The sequence below is a fragment of the Mucilaginibacter dorajii genome, from assembly GCF_024808255.1.
GTDB classification, from domain to species: Bacteria; Bacteroidota; Bacteroidia; order Sphingobacteriales; family Sphingobacteriaceae; genus Mucilaginibacter; species Mucilaginibacter dorajii.
This window is the reverse complement of sequence record NZ_JANTYS010000007.1, coordinates 168,501-187,172: the sequence shown is the minus strand read 5'-3', so window position 1 is coordinate 187,172 and position 18,672 is coordinate 168,501. Positions and strand designations below refer to the sequence as shown.

General features: G+C 42.3%; 13 protein-coding genes. 6 read left to right on the top strand and 7 right to left on the bottom strand.

What is annotated here, in order from left to right; all coding sequences use genetic code 11:
* Positions 1-4: 4 nt before the first annotated feature.
* The 3 genes from FHS10_RS11605 (at position 5) to FHS10_RS11595 (ending at position 5,935) form a co-directional block, all read left to right on the top strand.
* The gene (locus FHS10_RS11605; protein ID WP_259090654.1) at positions 5-1,528 is read left to right on the top strand and encodes a Gfo/Idh/MocA family protein; all 1,524 of its coding nucleotides are present in this window, start codon (positions 5-7) and stop codon (positions 1,526-1,528) included.
* Positions 1,529-1,916: 388 nt separating this feature from the next.
* Positions 1,917-4,424, top strand: a complete 2,508-nt coding sequence (locus FHS10_RS11600; protein ID WP_259090651.1) for a glycosyl hydrolase — start codon at positions 1,917-1,919, stop codon at positions 4,422-4,424.
* A 410-nt stretch (positions 4,425-4,834) separates the two neighbouring features.
* The gene (locus FHS10_RS11595) at positions 4,835-5,935 is read left to right on the top strand and encodes a DNA alkylation repair protein (protein ID WP_259090649.1); all 1,101 of its coding nucleotides are present in this window, start codon (positions 4,835-4,837) and stop codon (positions 5,933-5,935) included.
* Positions 5,936-5,945: 10 nt separating this feature from the next.
* Here FHS10_RS11595 and FHS10_RS11590 read toward each other — a convergent pair whose 3' ends face one another.
* The gene (locus tag FHS10_RS11590) at positions 5,946-6,767 is read right to left on the bottom strand and encodes a universal stress protein (protein WP_259090647.1); all 822 of its coding nucleotides are present in this window, start codon (positions 6,765-6,767) and stop codon (positions 5,946-5,948) included.
* 32 nt (positions 6,768-6,799) lie between these two features.
* The gene (locus FHS10_RS11585; RefSeq protein WP_259090645.1) at positions 6,800-8,224 is read right to left on the bottom strand and encodes an inorganic phosphate transporter; all 1,425 of its coding nucleotides are present in this window, start codon (positions 8,222-8,224) and stop codon (positions 6,800-6,802) included.
* Between the two features lie 386 nt (positions 8,225-8,610).
* On the opposite strand from FHS10_RS11585, the gene FHS10_RS11580 reads away from it, so the two are divergent.
* Complete coding sequence (locus tag FHS10_RS11580) at positions 8,611-8,769, top strand: hypothetical protein (RefSeq protein WP_259090642.1); 159 nt, start codon at positions 8,611-8,613, stop codon at positions 8,767-8,769.
* 16 nt (positions 8,770-8,785) lie between these two features.
* Here the strand turns inward: FHS10_RS11580 and FHS10_RS11575 are convergent, their stop codons facing one another.
* Complete coding sequence (locus tag FHS10_RS11575; protein WP_259090640.1) at positions 8,786-9,919, bottom strand: metallophosphoesterase family protein; 1,134 nt, start codon at positions 9,917-9,919, stop codon at positions 8,786-8,788.
* 407 nt (positions 9,920-10,326) lie between these two features.
* Between FHS10_RS11575 and FHS10_RS11570 the strand changes: the two genes are divergently transcribed.
* The gene (locus tag FHS10_RS11570) at positions 10,327-11,181 is read left to right on the top strand and encodes a phosphatase PAP2 family protein (RefSeq protein WP_259090637.1); all 855 of its coding nucleotides are present in this window, start codon (positions 10,327-10,329) and stop codon (positions 11,179-11,181) included.
* A 130-nt stretch (positions 11,182-11,311) separates the two neighbouring features.
* On the opposite strand, the gene FHS10_RS11565 is transcribed toward FHS10_RS11570, so the two are convergent.
* The gene (locus FHS10_RS11565) at positions 11,312-13,825 is read right to left on the bottom strand and encodes a hypothetical protein (RefSeq protein ID WP_259090634.1); all 2,514 of its coding nucleotides are present in this window, start codon (positions 13,823-13,825) and stop codon (positions 11,312-11,314) included.
* A 529-nt stretch (positions 13,826-14,354) separates the two neighbouring features.
* Here FHS10_RS11565 and FHS10_RS11560 point away from each other — a divergent pair.
* Positions 14,355-15,815 (top strand): tetratricopeptide repeat protein, encoded by a 1,461-nt coding sequence (locus tag FHS10_RS11560; RefSeq protein WP_259090633.1) that lies wholly within the window; start codon positions 14,355-14,357, stop codon positions 15,813-15,815.
* A 63-nt stretch (positions 15,816-15,878) separates the two neighbouring features.
* Here the strand turns inward: FHS10_RS11560 and FHS10_RS11555 are convergent, their stop codons facing one another.
* The 3 genes from FHS10_RS11555 to FHS10_RS11545 are packed head-to-tail and all read right to left on the bottom strand — an operon-like array spanning position 15,879 to position 18,659.
* On the bottom strand, positions 15,879-16,256 hold the full coding sequence (locus FHS10_RS11555) for a DMT family transporter (protein ID WP_259090631.1): 378 nt from the start codon (positions 16,254-16,256) through the stop codon (positions 15,879-15,881).
* 4 nt (positions 16,257-16,260) lie between these two features.
* Complete coding sequence (locus FHS10_RS11550; protein WP_259090621.1) at positions 16,261-17,220, bottom strand: sterol desaturase family protein; 960 nt, start codon at positions 17,218-17,220, stop codon at positions 16,261-16,263.
* Positions 17,221-17,222: 2 nt separating this feature from the next.
* Positions 17,223-18,659 (bottom strand): N-acetylneuraminate synthase family protein, encoded by a 1,437-nt coding sequence (locus FHS10_RS11545; RefSeq protein WP_259090617.1) that lies wholly within the window; start codon positions 18,657-18,659, stop codon positions 17,223-17,225.
* Positions 18,660-18,672: the final 13 nt, after the last annotated feature.

The following is an 18,672-nucleotide window of genomic DNA, read 5'->3' as shown; positions in this document are numbered from 1 at the left end:
CGCCATGGAAAATACCGAAGCAAACAAAGCAACAGGAACAATTACCCGGGGCGATTTTATCAAAAAGGCGGCTATTGCTACCGCAGGTTTTTACATTGTGCCGCGTTTTGTGCTGGGCGGCAAGGGCTATACCGCGCCAAGCGATAAATTATATATAGCCGCCATAGGGTGTGGTGGCGAGGCCGAAAACGATATTCACCATTTTGCTACCGCGCCTAAAAAGAACGCGGTAATTGCATTTTTGTGTGATGTTGACGACAGGCAGGCAGCCCCACGCCGTAAAGAGTTTGCCAAAGCACCTTTTTATCATGACTGGCGGGAGCTGTTTGATAAGCAGCACAAAAACTTTGATGCCGTTACGGTTGCCATTCCCGATCATAACCACGCCCTGGTAGGCTTAAGTGCCATGCAGCTTAAAAAGCACCTATATTTGCAAAAGCCGCTCACGCATGATATTTATGAAGCCCGTATCCTCACGCAGGCCTCAAAAAAATACCAGGTGGTAACGCAAATGGGCGACCAGGGTGCCTCATGCGATGGTATGCGCACCATGCGCGAATGGTTTGAAGCCGGTTTAATTGGTGATATTGAAAAAGTATATTGCTGGACAGACAGGCCTGTTTGGCCGCAGGGCATCCAATGGCCAAAGGCAAGTCCGCCTATACCAAAGGAGTTAAAATGGGATCTGTGGCTGGGTACTGCCAGGCAAACCAATTATATTGATAACCTGGTACCCTTCAACTGGCGCGGCTGGTGGGAGTTTGGTACCGGGGCACTTGGCGATATGGGTTGCCATATTATGGGCCCGCCATTTAAGCTGCTTGGTTTAGGTTACCCTACCGAGGTATCGGGCAGTGCCAGCACGGTTTACAGCGGGATTTTTAAAGAAGGTATTTATCCCGAAAGCGGGCCAGTATCCAGCTCCATCAAATTTAAATTCAAGCAGCAAAACGGTAAAGGCCTTGATCTGCACTGGATGGATGGCGGTATAACACCCGAGCGCCTTGCCGAGCTTGATCCCGCATTAAATATGAATGAAGCTTTGGGCGATTTTCCAGGCGAAAATGATTTTGAGGGATGTACCCTTTTTATCGGCACCAAAGGAAAGGTATCCTGCGGATGGGGAGGTAGTCATCCAAGGTTATTGCCGCTTGCCTTAAATAAAGACATTAATATACCCAAAAAATACCCTCGCGTGCCGGGTGGCATGGATGGGCATTGGTGGCAATGGGTTGATGCCAGTATTGCCGGCTACGGTAAAATGGAGGTCGATTCGCCATTTGAGGGTTATGCAGGGCCGTTAACAGAAACGGTGCTGATAGGTAACCTGTTGCTGCGCACCTTTAACTTGCGCGAAAAAATAAAACGTAATGATCCGGTTTACGGCAATATGGAAGGCTATAAATTCAGCGGCCGGTACACCGGCTTGAAATGGGATGGCGAAAACATGAAGATCACCAATTTTGAACCGGCCAACCAATATATCCGTCGCACTTACCGGCAGGGCTGGGGCGAGTTGAAATTGTAAAGGAAGGCTTGTTGGTCTGCAAAACAGGAGACGCGCCATCCTGTAAGAAAAATAAAAAAGTCATTCCACTTTCAGAATTTCGAGAAATTTTACCACTCAGGATGACTTCTATTTTATAATTTTTAGTAGGTAGATATGAACCGCTCATTATGATACCAATCCCCATCAGGCACAAATATTTGGATGTGCTTAAATTGCGCGATACATCAGTTTAGTGTTAACCTTGTGTAAATATAAAATATTGATTATTAAGTATTTATAAAATATATATCTGAAATGTGTTAAGTTATGTTAACCCAATTAGATGCGTTTGCCTTGCTTCTAATCGCCTTTAATTTTTTTCCCGTTTTAATTTTCGGTAATTTCCCCTTATATCAACAACCCACGAATGAGACTACCTTTAACCACCTTATTGCTCATACTCTTTTTTACAAATTCATCCAATGCCCAGATAATTGCTGCCGGTAGCAAAACAACAACTGTTAATCCCGAAAAGCTGTTTTTAGATCCCCCCGAATCCGCAAAGCCTGGTGTACTCTGGATGTGGATGGGGGCCAATGTGAGCGAAAAGGGGATTACGAAAGACCTGGAAGCTTTAAAGGAAGAAGGATTTAATTCTACCACCATGCTGGGCCTGGCCGATATTACCACGCCATGGGCCAACCAGATTGGTAAAGACCCCACGCCCGAGATCATAGCCTGGACAGAACCCTGGTGGAAACTGGTACAACATGCCGCCCGGGAATCAAAGCGATTAAACATGACCATGGGGCTTTTCAATGGCGCCGGTTATGCCACCAGCGGCGGCGTGTGGATTACGCCCGAGATGTCTATGCAGGAATTATGTTTCTCTAAAAAGAGTATCAGCGGAGGGAAGGATACCCAGGTGATTGACCTTGATAGGCCCAATGTCAATTTAAAATCAAATGAGCGTTTCCCCGTTTATGACCCTCAAAACGGTAAAGTAGAAATCCCTAAAGTGCCCGAGCGTAAAACGTACTACAAGGATATTGTAGTACTGGCAATGCCGGCCAAAGGTGTGGTGAACAAATTGGAGATTATTAACTTGTCGTTGAAGATGGATACCTCAGGCAAATTAACCTGGCAGGCTCCAAAAGGCGATTGGATCATTTACAGATTTGGGCATACTACCATGGGCGCCAAAGTGCAGCCGGCGCAATGGCAGGCTACCGGTTTTGAATGTGATAAAATGAGCCAGGAAGCTGTCGATTTTCACCTTGATCATGTGATTAATGAAATCAAAAACCATTTAGGCGATATGGTTGGCAAAACGATAGATCATGTTTATTTTGATAGCTACGAAGATAACGACCCCAGCTGGACCCCTAAAATGCGCGAACAGTTCTCATTAAGGCGGGGCTATGACCTGTATCCATACCTGGCTGCTTTTGCCGGGCGTATTATTGAGGGTAAAGAACAAACATCCCGTTTCAAAGAGGATTTTGCCGAAACCATTGAGGACTTATACCACGAGGTTTATTTTACCACCATTGCCAAAAAATTAAAAGCCGCTAACCTTAAATTCTTTTGCGAGCCCTATGGTGGTCCATGGCGCTCAGATGATGTGCTGCCCAACGTAACCAACGTAATGGGCGAGTTTTGGACGCATGATGGCGTGTATGCGCCTTATGAACTGGAGCCTGTAATTAATTCGTTGAGGCGATATGGTCAGAATATCCTGGCCGCCGAAGCATTTACGGGCCAACCCCGTGATAGTAAATGGACGGAAACACCGGCATGGCTTAAATCAATAGGCGATGAGGCTTTTTGTGTGGGTGTTAACAAGATCATGATCCACCGGTTTGTGCAGCAGCCCTGGGATGATAAATACCTGCCCGGCAACACCATGGGGCAATGGGGTACCCACTTTGACCGTACCCAAACCTGGTGGAAACCCGCCAAAGCATTTGTAAGTTACCTGCAGCGCTGCGTAGGGGTGCTGCAATGGGGGCATTATGTGTCAAAATCAATTGAAGATTTTAGCGTAGCCATTGGCAGTAGCAATATGGTAGTGAAGAGTATTCACCGCGCGGATCAAAACACTGACATTTATTTTGTAGCCAACGTATCGCACTACAGCGGGCAGGTCAATTGCAACTTTAATATCACCGGCATGCAGCCGGAGTTATGGGACCCGGTAACCGGGGAGATGAGGGAAATTACCCAGTTTAAGGAAGAAGATAAACATACTATCATCAACCTCAAATTTGCCGATTCGCAGAGTTTTTTTATTGTGTTCCGTAAAAAGGTAGAGCCTGTTAATAGTGAAAGATTAAACTTTCCGTCGGACAGGTCTTTGTTGGATATCGATGGCCCATGGGAGGTGAAATTCGATAGCAAATGGGGTGGCCCGGAATCTGTAAATTTCGCCGCTTTATCAGACTGGACAGATAATGCCAATAAGGGCATTAAGTATTACAGTGGAACGGCGGTGTATTCCAAATCATTTAACCTTGCCGATTCTATCCGGAAAAAGAGAGAAGGAGGTGTTTACCTTGACCTTGGTATTGTAAACTGCATAGCAAAGGTGTTTATCAATGATAAAGAAATAGGTGTTGTTTGGACGGCTCCCTGGCGTATTAAAGTGCCTGTGTCGCAATTAAAGGCCGTTAATCAACTTGAAATTGAGGTAAGCAACGTTTGGGCTAATAGGTTGATAGGGGACGAACAGGAACCTGCGGACTGTGAATGGCTGCCTGGTCACCAAAAAGGGGGCGAGTATCTGAAAGAGTTTCCGGATTGGTTTTTGCAAAACAAGCCCCGCCCATCTGCCGGCAGGTTTTGCTTTACTACCTGGAAGTATTTTGATAAAAAGTCGGATCTGATCGCTTCGGGATTGCTTGGGCCGGTGCGACTTGTGGAAGAAAAGTTTTAAACGTTACCTTTTTTTAAATTCCCTCCCAACGGGCTACTGTGTGTACACATCTTTTTTATTAAAGAAAAATGTCATTTCGATAGAGTGAAGGGGGCGTATGAGATGAGCGCGAAAGAGAAACTATCTCTTGAACGCAGCGAAAAATCTTATGCAAGCGAAGAGCAAACGTAGCCTGTCGTATAAGATTTCTCACCCTTACTCAGCAAAATCCCGCCCTTCAAGGGTTCGAAATGACAACGTTTTTGTTTAATGATACGATTTCAGAAGATGTGTACACACAGTAGTTTCCCAAGGAAGGAATCGCACGATCCCTTGCTCTTTTAATGGTTATAATTTATAATACATCGAATTAAAAAATCTTTCGAACACTCAAAGTTTTTGCCCTATCATTGCCCCACAGAAATACACGTATGGGAACGCCGCTTAAAGATCTTTATTCGCTATCTTTTTATAACAGAGTAGGTGACGGCCTCGCCGCTGTTTTACCAGGTTTTGATAAAGAGCAGTTTATCGGGCAGATCTATTCGCCCGGTTTTGATAAGAAGGAGTTAAAGCAGCGCATGCGCCATACCTCTGTTGTGTTGCATCAGTTTTTCCCCGCCGATTATCCCGAAACGGTTAAGCTGATCAAAAAACTGGTTGACAGGTTTAGATCCGTTGGCTTTGGCGAAGACGGCCTGGCCTCCATGTTCCTGGCCGATTACATTGAGGTTTACGGGCTTGATGATTTTGAAACATCGGTTGATGCTTTAGAATTTGTAACTCAGTTTGTAAGCTGCGAGTTTGCAGTCCGTCCATTTTTAAGCAGGTACGGGCAGCAAATGCTGGATAGAATGCTGATTTGGAGCACCCACGAAAACCATAAAGTACGCCGCCTGGCAAGTGAAGGAAGCCGCCCGCGCTTACCATGGGGACTCGCGGTACCCGCGTTGAAAAAAGATCCAATCCCGGTGTTGCCCATCCTCGAAAACCTGAAAAATGATGAATCGGATTTTGTGAGGCGCAGCGTGGCTAATAGCCTTAACGATATCGCTAAAGATCATCCCGTTATAGTTTTGCAGGTAATTAAAAGTTGGGCAGGAATCAGCAAGCAAACTGACGCCATTATTAAACACGGCAGTCGCACATTGTTAAAACAGGGTCATACCGAGATCTTAAATCACTATGGTTTAGATACCAAGAATATCAATCTCAAGGATTTTAAGATCATTACGCCCGAAGTGAAAATAGGTGATGGCCTGGAGTTTAGCTTTAATATCACTAATACAAGCGATACCCAACAATTGATCCGGCTGGAATATGCCATATTTTACCGCATGGCAAACGGTCAGCCTTCTAAAAAGGTGTTTAAGATCAGCGAGAAAACTTATCCGCCCAACACTACAGCAAAAATCAATCGCAAACAAAAATTTATACCCATAACAACGCGTCGCTTTTATACAGGCACGCACGGGTTATCTGTTATTGTGAACGGAGAAGAAAAGGCTTTAGGGGAGTTTGAGCTGTGTTAATGTCTGCTGACTACTCGTGCAAAACCAATATCGCCTTTACAGAACGGTTCATTACCTGGTTAACTGTGCTTTTGTTGAAAAGGCGGTAAACTATGTTATGGTGATGTTTAACCAGGCAAAGCAAATCGGTTTCCTGTTGTTCTACAAATTCCATAATGCCGTTTAACGGCTTACTGTCGTTAATGTAGTTAAACTCCAGTTCGGCATGGGTTACCAGGTCCCTCAACTTATCCTCGCGGGTTTTGAGGTAACGACTATCTGATTTCTCCACCACATATAAAACCTGCATCTTTTCGGACCCGAAAGCTCTGATCATTTCATTAAGTGCCTTTACATCCTCGGCCGATAGTCTTGTTTCATAATCGGTAGCCAGCGTAATGGTAGGTACTTTGGAAAATTTGCTTTCTAAGGGGATAATGAGCGTAGGGATCTTCATTTTAGAAACTACGATACTTACGTTGCTGCCAACTATGCCGGCTATTCCGGTTGAGCCGGTGATCCCCATTACCAGTAGTTCTACCTTGTTTTCCTCGGTATATTTGCCAATCACGTTTTTCAAAAAGCCTACGCCGCATAAGGTGCTTACCTCCACATCCTGGTAAGTATCCTTGTCGGTATGTTCGGCAACCCAGTTTTTAAGTGCCTGGCGTTTGTTGTTGTAGTAATCTTCAATAAAAATGGCGTTGTAAATGTTATTGTCAATGCCCTCCGTTGGGTGTATAGCATGGATCACGCAAATATCCATACGCAACACTTTAGCCAGTCCTAAGGCGTATTCCATAGCATTGGCTGCACTTTTTGAAAAATCGGAAGCTACAAGGATCTGTTTCATTGTTATATGTTAAGATACAATTAATGCGGTTTTTAAACAAATAAATGGAAAAGCATAAACAACAGGAACGATAATGCAATAGATACCGGCAGTGTAAGCACCCAAGCCAGCGCGATGTTTTTAATAGTACCGCTGTTAAGGTTTTTGGTTCCCTCAGATGCTACCATTGCCCCGGCAATGCCGCTCGACAATACGTGCGTAGTACTTACCGGCAAGCCAAACCCGGTGCTTAAGCCTATGGTTGAAGCGGCAACAATTTCGGCAGTGGCACCCTGGGCATAGTTCAGGTGCTGATTGCCTATCTTTTCGCCTATGGTAACCACAATTCGTTTCCAGCCAATCATAGTGCCGAGGCCAAGCGATATGGAAATGGTGGCTATTACCCATATCGGTGCAAAATCCGTTACTTTATCTAAATCGGTAGCAGCTTTGGTCAGTTCGGTTTTGTCGTTGTTATCCAGCTTTACTTTCTCGTCTTCGGTAATGGCTTTAATGTTTTTCATTACCGCCTGGATCTGCTTGCGAAAGCTATAGGTCTTGGCAGCGTTTTTAGGATCTTTATTATTGATCTGTGCCTTGGTTTGCTCAATGGTGGCGTTTAGCGTGATAAAAAGACTTTGATCGGGCCGGTTAGCGCCGGTATATTTTTGGATCACCTGCTCCGTTTGGTTAAGCGATGCCAATATTTTATTATTAGGGATAGCGTGGTTAACCGCGAACCTGGCAGGCAAAAAAGCGATCATGATCAGCATTAACAGGCCTACGCCTTTTTGCCCATCGTTGCTGCCGTGAAAAAAGCTTACCAGTGTACAGGTGGTGATAAGCAGCAATCGGGTTAACAATGGCGGCTGGTCATCATCGCCCTGCGGGATATGAAAAAGATGTGCCGATTTAAAAACGTTTTTCAGCAAATACATTACCAACCAGGCCGCGCCGAAACCTATAACGGGTGACAACACCAGCGACGAGCCAATCTCGCCGGCCTTGGCCCAGTTTACACCGCTGCCGCCATAATACCAGGTAAAGGCCAGGCTACCCCCAATCATGGCACCAATAAGGGTATGCGAGCTTGAGCAGGGGATGCCCAGGTACCATGTGCCCAAATTCCAGATAATGGAACCTAATAAAACAGCCAGCACCAGGCAGGCACCCACTTTAACCGGCAGGCCCATCAGTTCATTTAAGGGTACCAGTTTTAATATGCCCATGGCTACAGCTACACCACCCACAAAAACACCCAAAAAATTCCACAAGCCCGACCAGGGAATAGCGTAAACCGGTTTTAAAGCCCTTGTATAAATTACGGTGGCAACCGCATTGGCCGTATCATGGAAACCATTAACAAACTCGAAGGCAACCACCGCAAAAAAACAGATGAAAAATACGATAAGTACGGAGCCACTCAAGTCAATCTGGCCTATAAATGGAAGGGTAATCATACTAAACAATGAGATCATAGCCTGCTTATTTATGAGTCTTAAATAACTGGTACAAAAAACAGCTAATTATGTAAAATATATGATTAACAAATTGTTATGTTATTGGTTGAGTTGTGTTAATTGTAAATAAAGGGCTTTTGGGTATAAAAGTCGATGTAAATTTGAACGATAAAAATTTGCCAGGTACAACAATTATATCATGCAGGCTTAACGGTGTGGTATTATGGCATGGATACCTTTGCGGCGTTAATAAACTTGTACAACGTTCTTTAGTGTTAATAATAAGGTCAGTTAATTTTTATTGGGATAATGACAAGGTTACCCGAAGCGAATATTGCGTAGAGCGCTGGTTGGCAGCATGCTGAAGGTTCGATCCCTTCCTCTACATCAAAAAATAAATAACCATGAACTATCCATTGATAGCTTTGATTGTTATAATAGCACTTGCCATTGTAAGTTTCCTGGTTTGGAAAAACAAAAAGGACGAGAAGCAAGTAATAAAGGAAATGACCCAGGAAGAGTTGAAGCCCGAAAAGCACGACGACAAGCATCCCGAAATTTAATTACCGCCTACGGTTATTAGCTATACATCAGCTGGTCGGCCTGCTTTTGCGAAACCGGTATGGTAAATTGATCGGCCAGTGTGGCAATTCCTTTGCCGTTGTTAAGGGCCACGGTATAATATGCTCCAGTAATTGATAAGCCAGCATCCTGCTTTTCGATACTCATCCTCAAAAAGCCATGTTCCCGGTCGCGGTATGCTTTAAGGTTTACATCGTCAAACAACTCACTTTTATTGGTATACATAATGTCATCGGGAATGGCAATCGCGTTCAATTCATCAAAACCACCGGCACCTGCAACAATAAAAGGCACAACAATACCATCTGCATATAATTTATGAAAGCGCTGGTAATTGTGTACGTGCCCACTAAATACCATATCGGGTTTAATACCGGTTTCTTCAAATACGCTGTTCAATAACGTTATCATGGGCAAGCTTGAACCATGATTGGTATCGGCAGAGTAGGGGGCATGGTGCAAACAAAGCAGCAATGCCTTATCCGGCCGCTCCGCATCCGCAGTAATTAATTCATTTACAAACCAGGCCCGTTGTTCGGCTGTTACCATGCCGTATTTGGGTATGTTGGTATGCAAACCGATGATATTTGCCAAAGGTGTTTTCAGCCTAAAATAAGGGTTCGGCTGTACCATACTTTTCCTTACGGCGCCACCACTGAAGGAAATAGGCCTTGAAGCTGTATCGCAAAATACCGCAGTATAAGCATCCAGGCTTTGGTATGGAGCCGCACTGATTGGGTTAACATCACTATCGTGATTACCGGCAATGGCAAATATGGGAGCAGGGTATTGTTCAAACGGTTTAAAAAACTGTTTTTCATACCTATCCGCCTCGCCATGGTGATAAACAATATCGCCTAAATGAAACAGGAACTGCGGGCGATTCTCCTCATTAGCTACATTACATTGGGCGGCCATTTCGGCAACTATTAAATGTACCTGGCTATCGGGCTTAACATTTCCGGTATCGCCAGCCATATGAAACACCATTTTTTGATTGGGAGGATCAGGAACAATCCCGTCGATATTTAGATGGTATGGATAATTGCCGGTTGGAGCCGGCAAGGGCAAAAACTTATATTGATCGTCGGGCTGATTTAATTTGAATACCGGTGTGTTGTTTACTTCCATGTAATATGGTTGCAAAAGTACAACGGCTTTATTAAACCAAGGTTAAATTTTTGCGTACGGCATGTTTACCTGGTTTTTATGACAAGCCTATTACGCAAGCCGGCTAATTTCTTAAGCTTTGGCAGATGGGCCATCGTATTAAAGTAAAAGTTGAAATCTGACTATGCGCTAAACATGAATATCAAGAAAGTAACCCCAACAAAATAGTTATCTACCTATTTTACCGAAGTGTCATTCCTGTATCTTTTTTAAGCCTCAAAACCGCTATCTACAAAATTTCTACAGATTTAAAGGCTATCATGTACTTACATTAGGTTAACTATGTATTAAATGAATGGAAAATTGTTGTTAACAAAAGCATATCATTGTAAACAGTAAGTAACCTGCAAATATTTACATCCTGTCAATTGAAAAAAGTAATTTACATCCTCATCATCTGTTTGGTAGCATTTAAAGCATACGCCCAACAAGTACCTGCCGATACCGGCAAAAAAAAAGTGAATATCCCGGATACGTTGAAAAAAGACCTTTTTACTGCGCCCGATACTGTTAAACATTTACACAGTAAAACAGCGGCGCTCATTCCGCCTGCCATATTGGTGGGTTACGGAGCCGCCTCTTTTGTTTTTCATCCCTTAAGGCATTTTGATAAGTACATTTATAACGAAGCCGACGAGCATAATTTCTCGACCAAAAAGCATTACGAAGATTATTTTCAATACGGACCTCCTGTATTGGTTTATGGCTTAAACCTGGTTGGCGTACATGGCAAAAATACTTTTGTCGATCGTACGCTCATCTACGTGATGTCGCAGGGGATGTTGAACCTGGCTACCTTTTCATTGAAGAAGGTAACGCACCGCGAACGGCCCAACCATGCCGATTACAATTCTTTCCCATCGGGGCATACCGGCAATGCCTTTGCCGGTGCCGAGTTTATGTCGCAGGAGTTGGGCGATAATTCTATTGTATATAGTATTATTGGCTACACCTTTGCCACCACAACAGGCGTGTTCAGGATCTATCACCAGGATCACTGGTTTAGCGATGTTGTGGCGGGGGCTGGCTTCGGGATCCTATCAACCAAGGCAGCCTACCTGCTTTATCCTTATATCCGTAACAACCTGTTTAAGGCTGGCCGCGAAAAGGAAAAGAATAAAGATGTGCCCGACGAACTGAAAAAGAAACAGCAAAAGAGCTCGCTTTTATTGCCATCGTATAATAATGGGGCGTTGGGGCTACAGTTTGCTATGGAGTTTTAGGCGCTATTAATAACGTTTGATTAAGTAATTTGGGGGGACTTAAAAGTGGGCTATCCCAAAAACGGAATGTAACCGCCACTTTTTTGTTTTAATGCAGGCCCAAAAGCTTTTGAGCCTGCGTTAAAATATTTTATAATATCTGCTTTTCCCAAAACTCTACCACCTGGTTCTCTCTAACCACTTTGGTATGTTCATAATTTATTTCCTGATAAAAACGGATAAATTGTGGGTCATCTATTGAGGTATATTTCTTTAAAAGGAGCGATGTGGTGTATAGCTTTATAAGTTTTAAATTATGATTATTAGCCAGCAGCATGATAATCCTAAATTCATTTGTAATTGTTTCATGTTCGTTTTTACCAATAGCAATTTTAATTTTAAGTATATGAACAAGTACTTCCATGTACGGGGTAGTAGTTTGTTTCCCGCTAATAATTTTTGAAATGTCTTCTTGTATCTCTGAAAGTTTTCTTTGCTTGTTAAGCGCAAAATAGGCGTCGGCAAAAAGCATCTTTAAAATAAAGGGATAGGCTATTGAAGAAACCGGCGAAGCTTTATAAGATTTGCTTAAAATACTTACCACCCGGAGCAGTTTTTGTGGATTTTGACCCATTATTAACGTTGATGCCATTAGCAAACCAACCATATTGTTAGCTGCTTCATCATAGTTGTTGTATGCTAAAACCACAGGGTTAAAGCTAAAGGTTGTAATTTGCGCTAATACTACTTTGTTTACGATACCGTATTTTAAAAAATTAAAAATGGCTGCAAAACAATTTATCGGATTGATAGGATAGCTTAAAACAATGGCCGACGGCAGCTCTTTTAATTCCTCTATCTGCTGTTGCAGTGTTTCTAAATTTAAGTTTACAATGGCCGTTATAGCCTTATAACAATGCAATAAAAAGCATCTATCGGGGCTAAGGTCAAATCTGAGAAGTGTAGTGAGTGTTTTTGAATAGTTTGCGTTTATAAATTCAATCCCCAGGAAATAATCGAGCAAACTATTTTGAATGTGAAATTTCCTCATGTCTGTCCCGTCAACCGAAAGCGAGACATATTCGTATTCCAGTATCTGGCATAAAAAGGTTAAAAGATTGGCTTTCAGATTCAAAGGGAACCTAACCAGCGTAAGATTGTGGAGCTCGTTCTTTTCGTCTGTGTTCACAATATTCCATATCAACCATTTAACAACACTTAACCTTAATTCATCAGTTAAACATTCATTTACATAGTTTATAATTGACTCATTAAACTTGCCGTCATTCAATGATAATAGGCGCTGCGCTATGAAGTAATTGAGTATATCTTTTGAACAAAATTCAATGTGTATATTTTGCTGTAGTGGGGTGCTTTTGTTAATTGTTTTTAAAAGATGCAAATTTAGCAATGTTTGGTAAACCTCTTCGTTTTTAACAATAAGTGTAGATGTAGCAAGGCGCCCTACCGGGTTATTCTCATCTTTCAAATCCATTAATCCAATAAGTTCATACAGAAACTGGGTTGTTTTTATTCCAATTTTATTCAGGTGAATTTTTTCAAATATTAAATTGCTTGTAAGCTCATACCGCAATAGGTGGTCAATTTTTTTCCAATGACAGTTTTGATTACTCAGTTTATAGTATAACTCAAAGTACATGGGGTGGCAAAGCGTTTCAACAACATCCGCATCTATTTTTAGTCCGTTTTTGGGATTCACCAACCGGCTTATTTCCGAAATTTCATAAGCATTAAGCATCGGGATATTGATAGCGTTTTCGGGATCTATCGTGAAGCCATCAAACCATTTTTTGCGAATAAAACCCAATTTATTGCGGTTGTTAATCCAGGTATTGGGTAATGTTGTTAAAATAAGTTTAAAGCTCCTGCTTTCATGATAAAGGTTTAATATGTCGATAAGTTGATCTAACACCAGTTGAAAGAGCGGGTTTTTAAATTTAATTTCGTCAAATCCGTCAATAATTAAATAGAATCTTTTCTCCCCGGCATTGTGGATGAGGCTGTGGTATTCAGTATTACTGCATCCTAATAATGATAGCAACCAACAATGGATATTTTGGCCGCCATGCACAATTGACATCAACACCTGGCTACTAAAAAAAAGGAAAATATCGTTTGATTTCTGCGAAGCGTTAAGTTCCAGTTTATCTTCAATCCAATGCAGCAGGGCAGTTGTTTTTCCAAAGCCCGATGGCGCTACCAAGGCAGTTGCTACAGCATCCGATTCAATAAAAGTATCGAGGTGGAATGAAACAGATTTACGACCTATTGTATGTTTAAAAGGTATTCCCGAACGATTTTTTAGCCCCTTTATCACAAAGTTGGTGACTTTATGGGCGTCGGTTGCCATTTTATTCCAATTAGTTGATGCTGCAGCAGATGTTGTATAATCGCAACTCTTCAAAAACTCTTCCAGGTTGGCAAACCCGCAGTATTTAGATAGGGCTTCAATTGTGAACTGGGATGGATTATGTTTTGTTTGTACTAAGCCATAAATCCGCTTTAACGTTGTTTCGCTTAAGCAACGATTGGTTTTTTTGAAAATGAGATTACTTAGGTGTTTACAATCGGAAGCGGTAACGTTTGGTATGGAAGCTGATTCGGATACGGACTTTTTTAGCAATTCAAAATGGTACTGCTGCATAATTGAGACTGGGCTAATACGTTAAACTTAAAACTATACCTTTATCTGCCCTTGCAATTGCCGGGGTCGATGAGGAATGCGCTGCTTTTTTTGCGTAATCGATTGCCTAACTTATAGTTATCAAGCCTGTACTGTTCGACAAGTTATTGCCGATATAAATCAGAGGCCAGTCCGTCAAAATTGGGGTAGAAAATCAGATTACAAAACCTGTGTTTTATGGGCTTGCAAGGAGCGCATTTTTTTTTGAGTCCAAATAGAAGAATTTTTAATCTTATCTGCTTTAAAATAGCCTACCCATATCTACCCGGATTAAAAAAAGGTATAATTTAATACATAAATGCCTGTTATGTGTTAATTTGTTTTAAATATAATTCGTTGTTTATTAGTTATTTGTGTGTTTTTACGAAAGCTGGTGACTTTGTTTTATTCAATTGTAACAACTTATATACATAAATTAAATTAAGGGTTGTTCCTGTAGCAGATGTAGCTCAATTATCGCTAATATTGAGGCCCAATTAATTGAACTTACATGAAAAGGATAGGTGCAAAACTATCGTTATTTATTCTATTTGCCCTTAACACAAAAGCTTATGGTCAACACAACAACAAACAAATTGACAGCATCCTTAACGTAGCAGATAAAACAGAAAATGTTCAACAAGCCATTCAACTCGGCATTAAAGCGAGCGAATACGCCCGAAAAATAAATTACGAAGATGGTATTGTTGGAGGTTTTATAGTGGCTGCGCTAAAATGTTACAACGCCGGGCGCAACGAAGATGTTCTTAAATTTACTTCCCAGGCAGAAAATACCGTAACGCAGATAAAGAGCATGTCATTCCGCGCCCATCTCATGACCCTTAAAGGAATGAGTTATACTAATCTTGGTTTTTACGAAGTGGGAAAACGGGTATTAAACGCGGCGCTGCCTGTTGCGTCTGATATTCCAGATCCAGATACCAGGTATTCCCGCATGGGTAATATTTATGCGGCTTTGAGCGAAAATAACGAGAAAGCCAAAGGCAAACTGAGCATTTCACTTGCATTTGTAAAAAAGAGCTATCAGGAGTTTATTAAGGTTAACAAAAAAAGCCGTTTTGCAGTTGGCCTGGCATTGGCAACTAATAATGTGGGAACTGGTTTTTTAGAAATTAAAAAATACGATTCGGCCGAGGTGTACCTGAATAAAGCAATCCTTTTAGCGGCCCAATATAAAGACCTTACAGTTAAATCATTTGCAAATTCTGACCTTGGAGAGGTTTATTACCGCCAAAAAAAGTATACACAATCAAAACACTGCTATTATAAAGCCGCGGCTGCCGCAAGAGCTTTGGGCAATGGCTATGATTTAAAAGATATTTATGTAGGCTTATCAAGGGTTTACACGGCTTTGAAAGACGAGAAAAATGCCAGGGAGTTACTGGAGTTGAGCGTAAAACTGGCCGATAGTTTAAATAAGGCGGATAAGGCGGCTGTTAACATACCATTGAATGATATTATCAAAGCAAATGATAAAGAAACTTCTGAAAATATAATTGAGTTAGTTACCATGTTAACCGGTGTACTTGCTTTGTTTATTGTTGCAGTTTCTGGATTGATTTTAGTATCTGGTAGATATAAAAGACAATTAAAAATAACAAATGAAAAAATAGAAGAGCTGTCAAAAGACGCCACAGCAAATATTAACAAAAACTCTATTGAATGTTTAAAAGAGATAGTAGAACTTGCAAAGGACAATAATCCGCTTTTTTTGGCGAAGTTTAATGAGTTATTCCCGGAGTTTAATTTAAAGCTATTAGCTATTGCGCCAAACCTTATTGTAAGCGAAATAGAGGTATGTATATTACTACGAATCAACTTCGATACCAAAGAAATTGCCCGATATACAAATAGCACCGTGCGTTCTGTTGAGGGTAAAAAACGGCGGATCAGAAAAAAACTCAATATCCCGCCAATAGCCGATACCAATATTTGGATAGCTAACGTGTAGATCAAAATAAAAGGTGATTGGTTAAAGCGTTATATCAGCCCGGGCCGGAGATTCTGAACAACTTTATTTTACTTCAACCCCAAAATACTTCAGCCCCAAAATCCCGGTCATAATCAGCGTCATAAAAAACAACTCGGTCCAGGATATTTTTTGGTGAAAAAGCATCATTTCGGCCAGTTTGATGAGCACCAGGGTAATGGCCGTCCACACGGCGTAGGCTACGGCTGTTGGCACCAGTTTTATCGCCAGCGAAAAAAAGTAAATATTGCCAATGCCAAAAAGAATATAAGCGGCAAAGGGCAGCCAGGCGGGTAAGCCATGCTGTATACTTAAAACAGAGTTCCAGCGCAGGGCTTTCAGGTCGGCAAATTTCATCCACTTTAACGAAAATGTCCATGCGGCTTCAAAAGCGGCGGCTATAATGAGATAGATCCAGGCCAAGGGTTTAGTTTTGTTGTAATACGTTATCTTCCTGTTTAACTACTGCCGGCTCTATTGCCGGGGGCTGAAAATGAACCTCTGATGTCGCTGGTTCATTGACGGCCAGTTTGGTAATCCAGTTCATCATATTGCTTCTTAAGTTATAATACCATTTAAACCAGGTGTATTTAAGCAATACTTTTTCATCAAACCGCTTTACCGAAAACGCGTGCTGCAAAAAATAATCTTTGGGATAATCATAGTACAATCCCCAATTTTCAGGCTTATCGCCGGGGGCGTGACCAGGATCGTAAACGGTGCCAAACAGGTAATCCCAAATGGAAAGCTTGGTGGCAAAGTTGGCGTGAAAAACTTCCTGGTAGTTGGCATGGTGCCATAAATGCAGCTGGGGCGAATTGATAAAATATTTGAACTTGCCCAGGTTTACCTTTACGTTGGCGTGAATGAACATGCCAAACATGGCATCAAGCAAAGCCTTGATAGGTATAACCATTGGGTTTGCACCCAATAAAATAATGGGTGCAAACTCTATGGTTTGGTTAATAATGATCTCGATAATATGCGACCGTGAGCCCGCCAAAAAATCGACTTCCTTGCCCGAATGGTGTGCCTCATGAATACGCCAGAACACTTTGTTGGAGTGTTGAAAGCGATGAAACAGGTAGATGTACAGATCATGTGTTACAAAAAAGAACAATACCTGCAAAGCCACCGGCCAATTGCTGATCAAATGAAAATGCGACAGATCAAAACGCGATTGCAGGGGCGCGATGATATAATCAAAGATCAGGATCTTTAAAAAAAAGCTCTGTATCAGCGTGTACCAAACCAAATCGATCCAAAATCCTTCCCTGAAAAAGGCCAGCCCTTTACGGTAGGGCGAAATTCTTTCCCAGGCGATGATGAACACCACCCAACAGGCCAGGATAATGGATGTTATGGTTAATACTTGTTGCTGGGGCATTATTATACCAGTGGTTTTGTTTTATACTCGTCGCTAATGTTTACCCGCAGGCGTTTCATGGGGGCCAGTTCAGAATCATAAACCCGTTTCTGACCATCGCCGGTTGCGGTTTCCACATCGCGGATGTCGCGTACCAGGCGTTGCAGGCCTTGAGGCTCAACTGAGGCGGCATGATCTGATCCCCACATGGCGCGGTCAAGCGTAAAATGGCGTTCCACAAAAGTAGCACCCATAGTTACAGCAGCCACGGTAGTAGCTAAACCGGTTTCGTGACCAGAGTAGCCAATAGGAATGCCCGGATATTTGGCCTCTAACGTTTGGATCATTTTAAGGTTTAACTCCTGCGGGGCGCATGGGTAGGCCGATGTAGAGTGCGCTATAAACAAAGGATAGTTTGGATCAAAAGCGTTCACAAAATCCATGGTGGTTTCGATCTCTTTCATGGTAGACATGCCGGTTGATAACATTAACGGCTTGCCGGTTTCCAGGATGCTTTGAATAAGCGGGAAATCTGTTAATGAGGCTGATGCCAGTTTGTATAAAATGGTATCAAAACGCTCCATAAACTCAACAGAAGGCACATCCCAGGCCGATACAAACCAATCTATCCCTAATTTTTTGCAATACTGATCGATGGTTGCATACTCAGCAATGCCAAATTCGGTTTTGCGTTTATAATCAATATAAGTGATACGTCCCCATGGGGTATCACGCATTACGTTCCACTGATCTGGCGGTACACAAATCTCCGGTGTTCTTTTCTGAAACTTAACGGCATCAGCTTTAGCGGCCACAGCCTCGTCAATCAGCTTTTTGCAAACTTCAAGCGAACCGTTGTGGTTAATGCCAATTTCGGCAATAACATAGCTTGGTTGTCCTTTACCAATTACGCGACCATTTTGCAGGGTAATGGTGCCATTGCGGTTACCGGCGATAAAAGCAGTAGTTTTGGCTTCAATGATCAGTTCGGCAAATTCACGGAAACATCCGTCGCCGCTGTTTATGCTGCTTACAAAATCAACCTGATTTTTTACCAATGGCAAAGCATCGGCAGGGGCAGCGGTAAGGCCTGCAAGCTTTATTACTTCAAGGTCGTTATAATCATCGCCTATGTAGGCAACTTCCTGCGCGGTTAGGTTTAAACGAGTGCAGATCTCTTTAAAAGTCGCCACTTTATCTTTAATGCCAACGTGCAGCTCGGTTATTTGCAGTTTTTCGGCACGTTTGATGAGCGAGGGCGAAAACTCGCCGGTTATAATACCTGTTTCAACACCCGCAAATTTGCGCAGGCGTTCCACACCCATACCATCGCGCATGTTGAATTTTTTGAGCAGCTCGCCATCGGTGTTATAGTAAACACCTGCATCGGTTAATACACCGTCGTTGTCGGTTAGCAATAATTTAATGCCTGCCGCTTTTTGTTTTAAAATTTCATTCATTATGTTGTGTGAA

What these genes read in the sequence shown, in the direction of transcription:
- FHS10_RS11605 (WP_259090654.1), top strand. Translation starts at nt 5, where the DNA reads ATGGAAAATACCGAAGCAAACAAAGCAACAGGAACAATTACCCGGGGC.
- FHS10_RS11600 (WP_259090651.1), top strand. Translation starts at nt 1,917, where the DNA reads ATGAGACTACCTTTAACCACCTTATTGCTCATACTCTTTTTTACAAAT.
- FHS10_RS11595 (WP_259090649.1), top strand. Translation starts at nt 4,835, where the DNA reads ATGGGAACGCCGCTTAAAGATCTTTATTCGCTATCTTTTTATAACAGA.
- FHS10_RS11590 (WP_259090647.1), bottom strand. Translation starts at nt 6,767, where the DNA reads ATGAAACAGATCCTTGTAGCTTCCGATTTTTCAAAAAGTGCAGCCAAT.
- FHS10_RS11585 (WP_259090645.1), bottom strand. Translation starts at nt 8,224, where the DNA reads ATGATCTCATTGTTTAGTATGATTACCCTTCCATTTATAGGCCAGATT.
- FHS10_RS11580 (WP_259090642.1), top strand. Translation starts at nt 8,611, where the DNA reads ATGAACTATCCATTGATAGCTTTGATTGTTATAATAGCACTTGCCATT.
- FHS10_RS11575 (WP_259090640.1), bottom strand. Translation starts at nt 9,919, where the DNA reads ATGGAAGTAAACAACACACCGGTATTCAAATTAAATCAGCCCGACGAT.
- FHS10_RS11565 (WP_259090634.1), bottom strand. Translation starts at nt 13,825, where the DNA reads ATGCAGCAGTACCATTTTGAATTGCTAAAAAAGTCCGTATCCGAATCA.
- FHS10_RS11560 (WP_259090633.1), top strand. Translation starts at nt 14,355, where the DNA reads ATGAAAAGGATAGGTGCAAAACTATCGTTATTTATTCTATTTGCCCTT.
- FHS10_RS11550 (WP_259090621.1), bottom strand. Translation starts at nt 17,220, where the DNA reads ATGCCCCAGCAACAAGTATTAACCATAACATCCATTATCCTGGCCTGT.
- FHS10_RS11545 (WP_259090617.1), bottom strand. Translation starts at nt 18,659, where the DNA reads ATGAATGAAATTTTAAAACAAAAAGCGGCAGGCATTAAATTATTGCTA.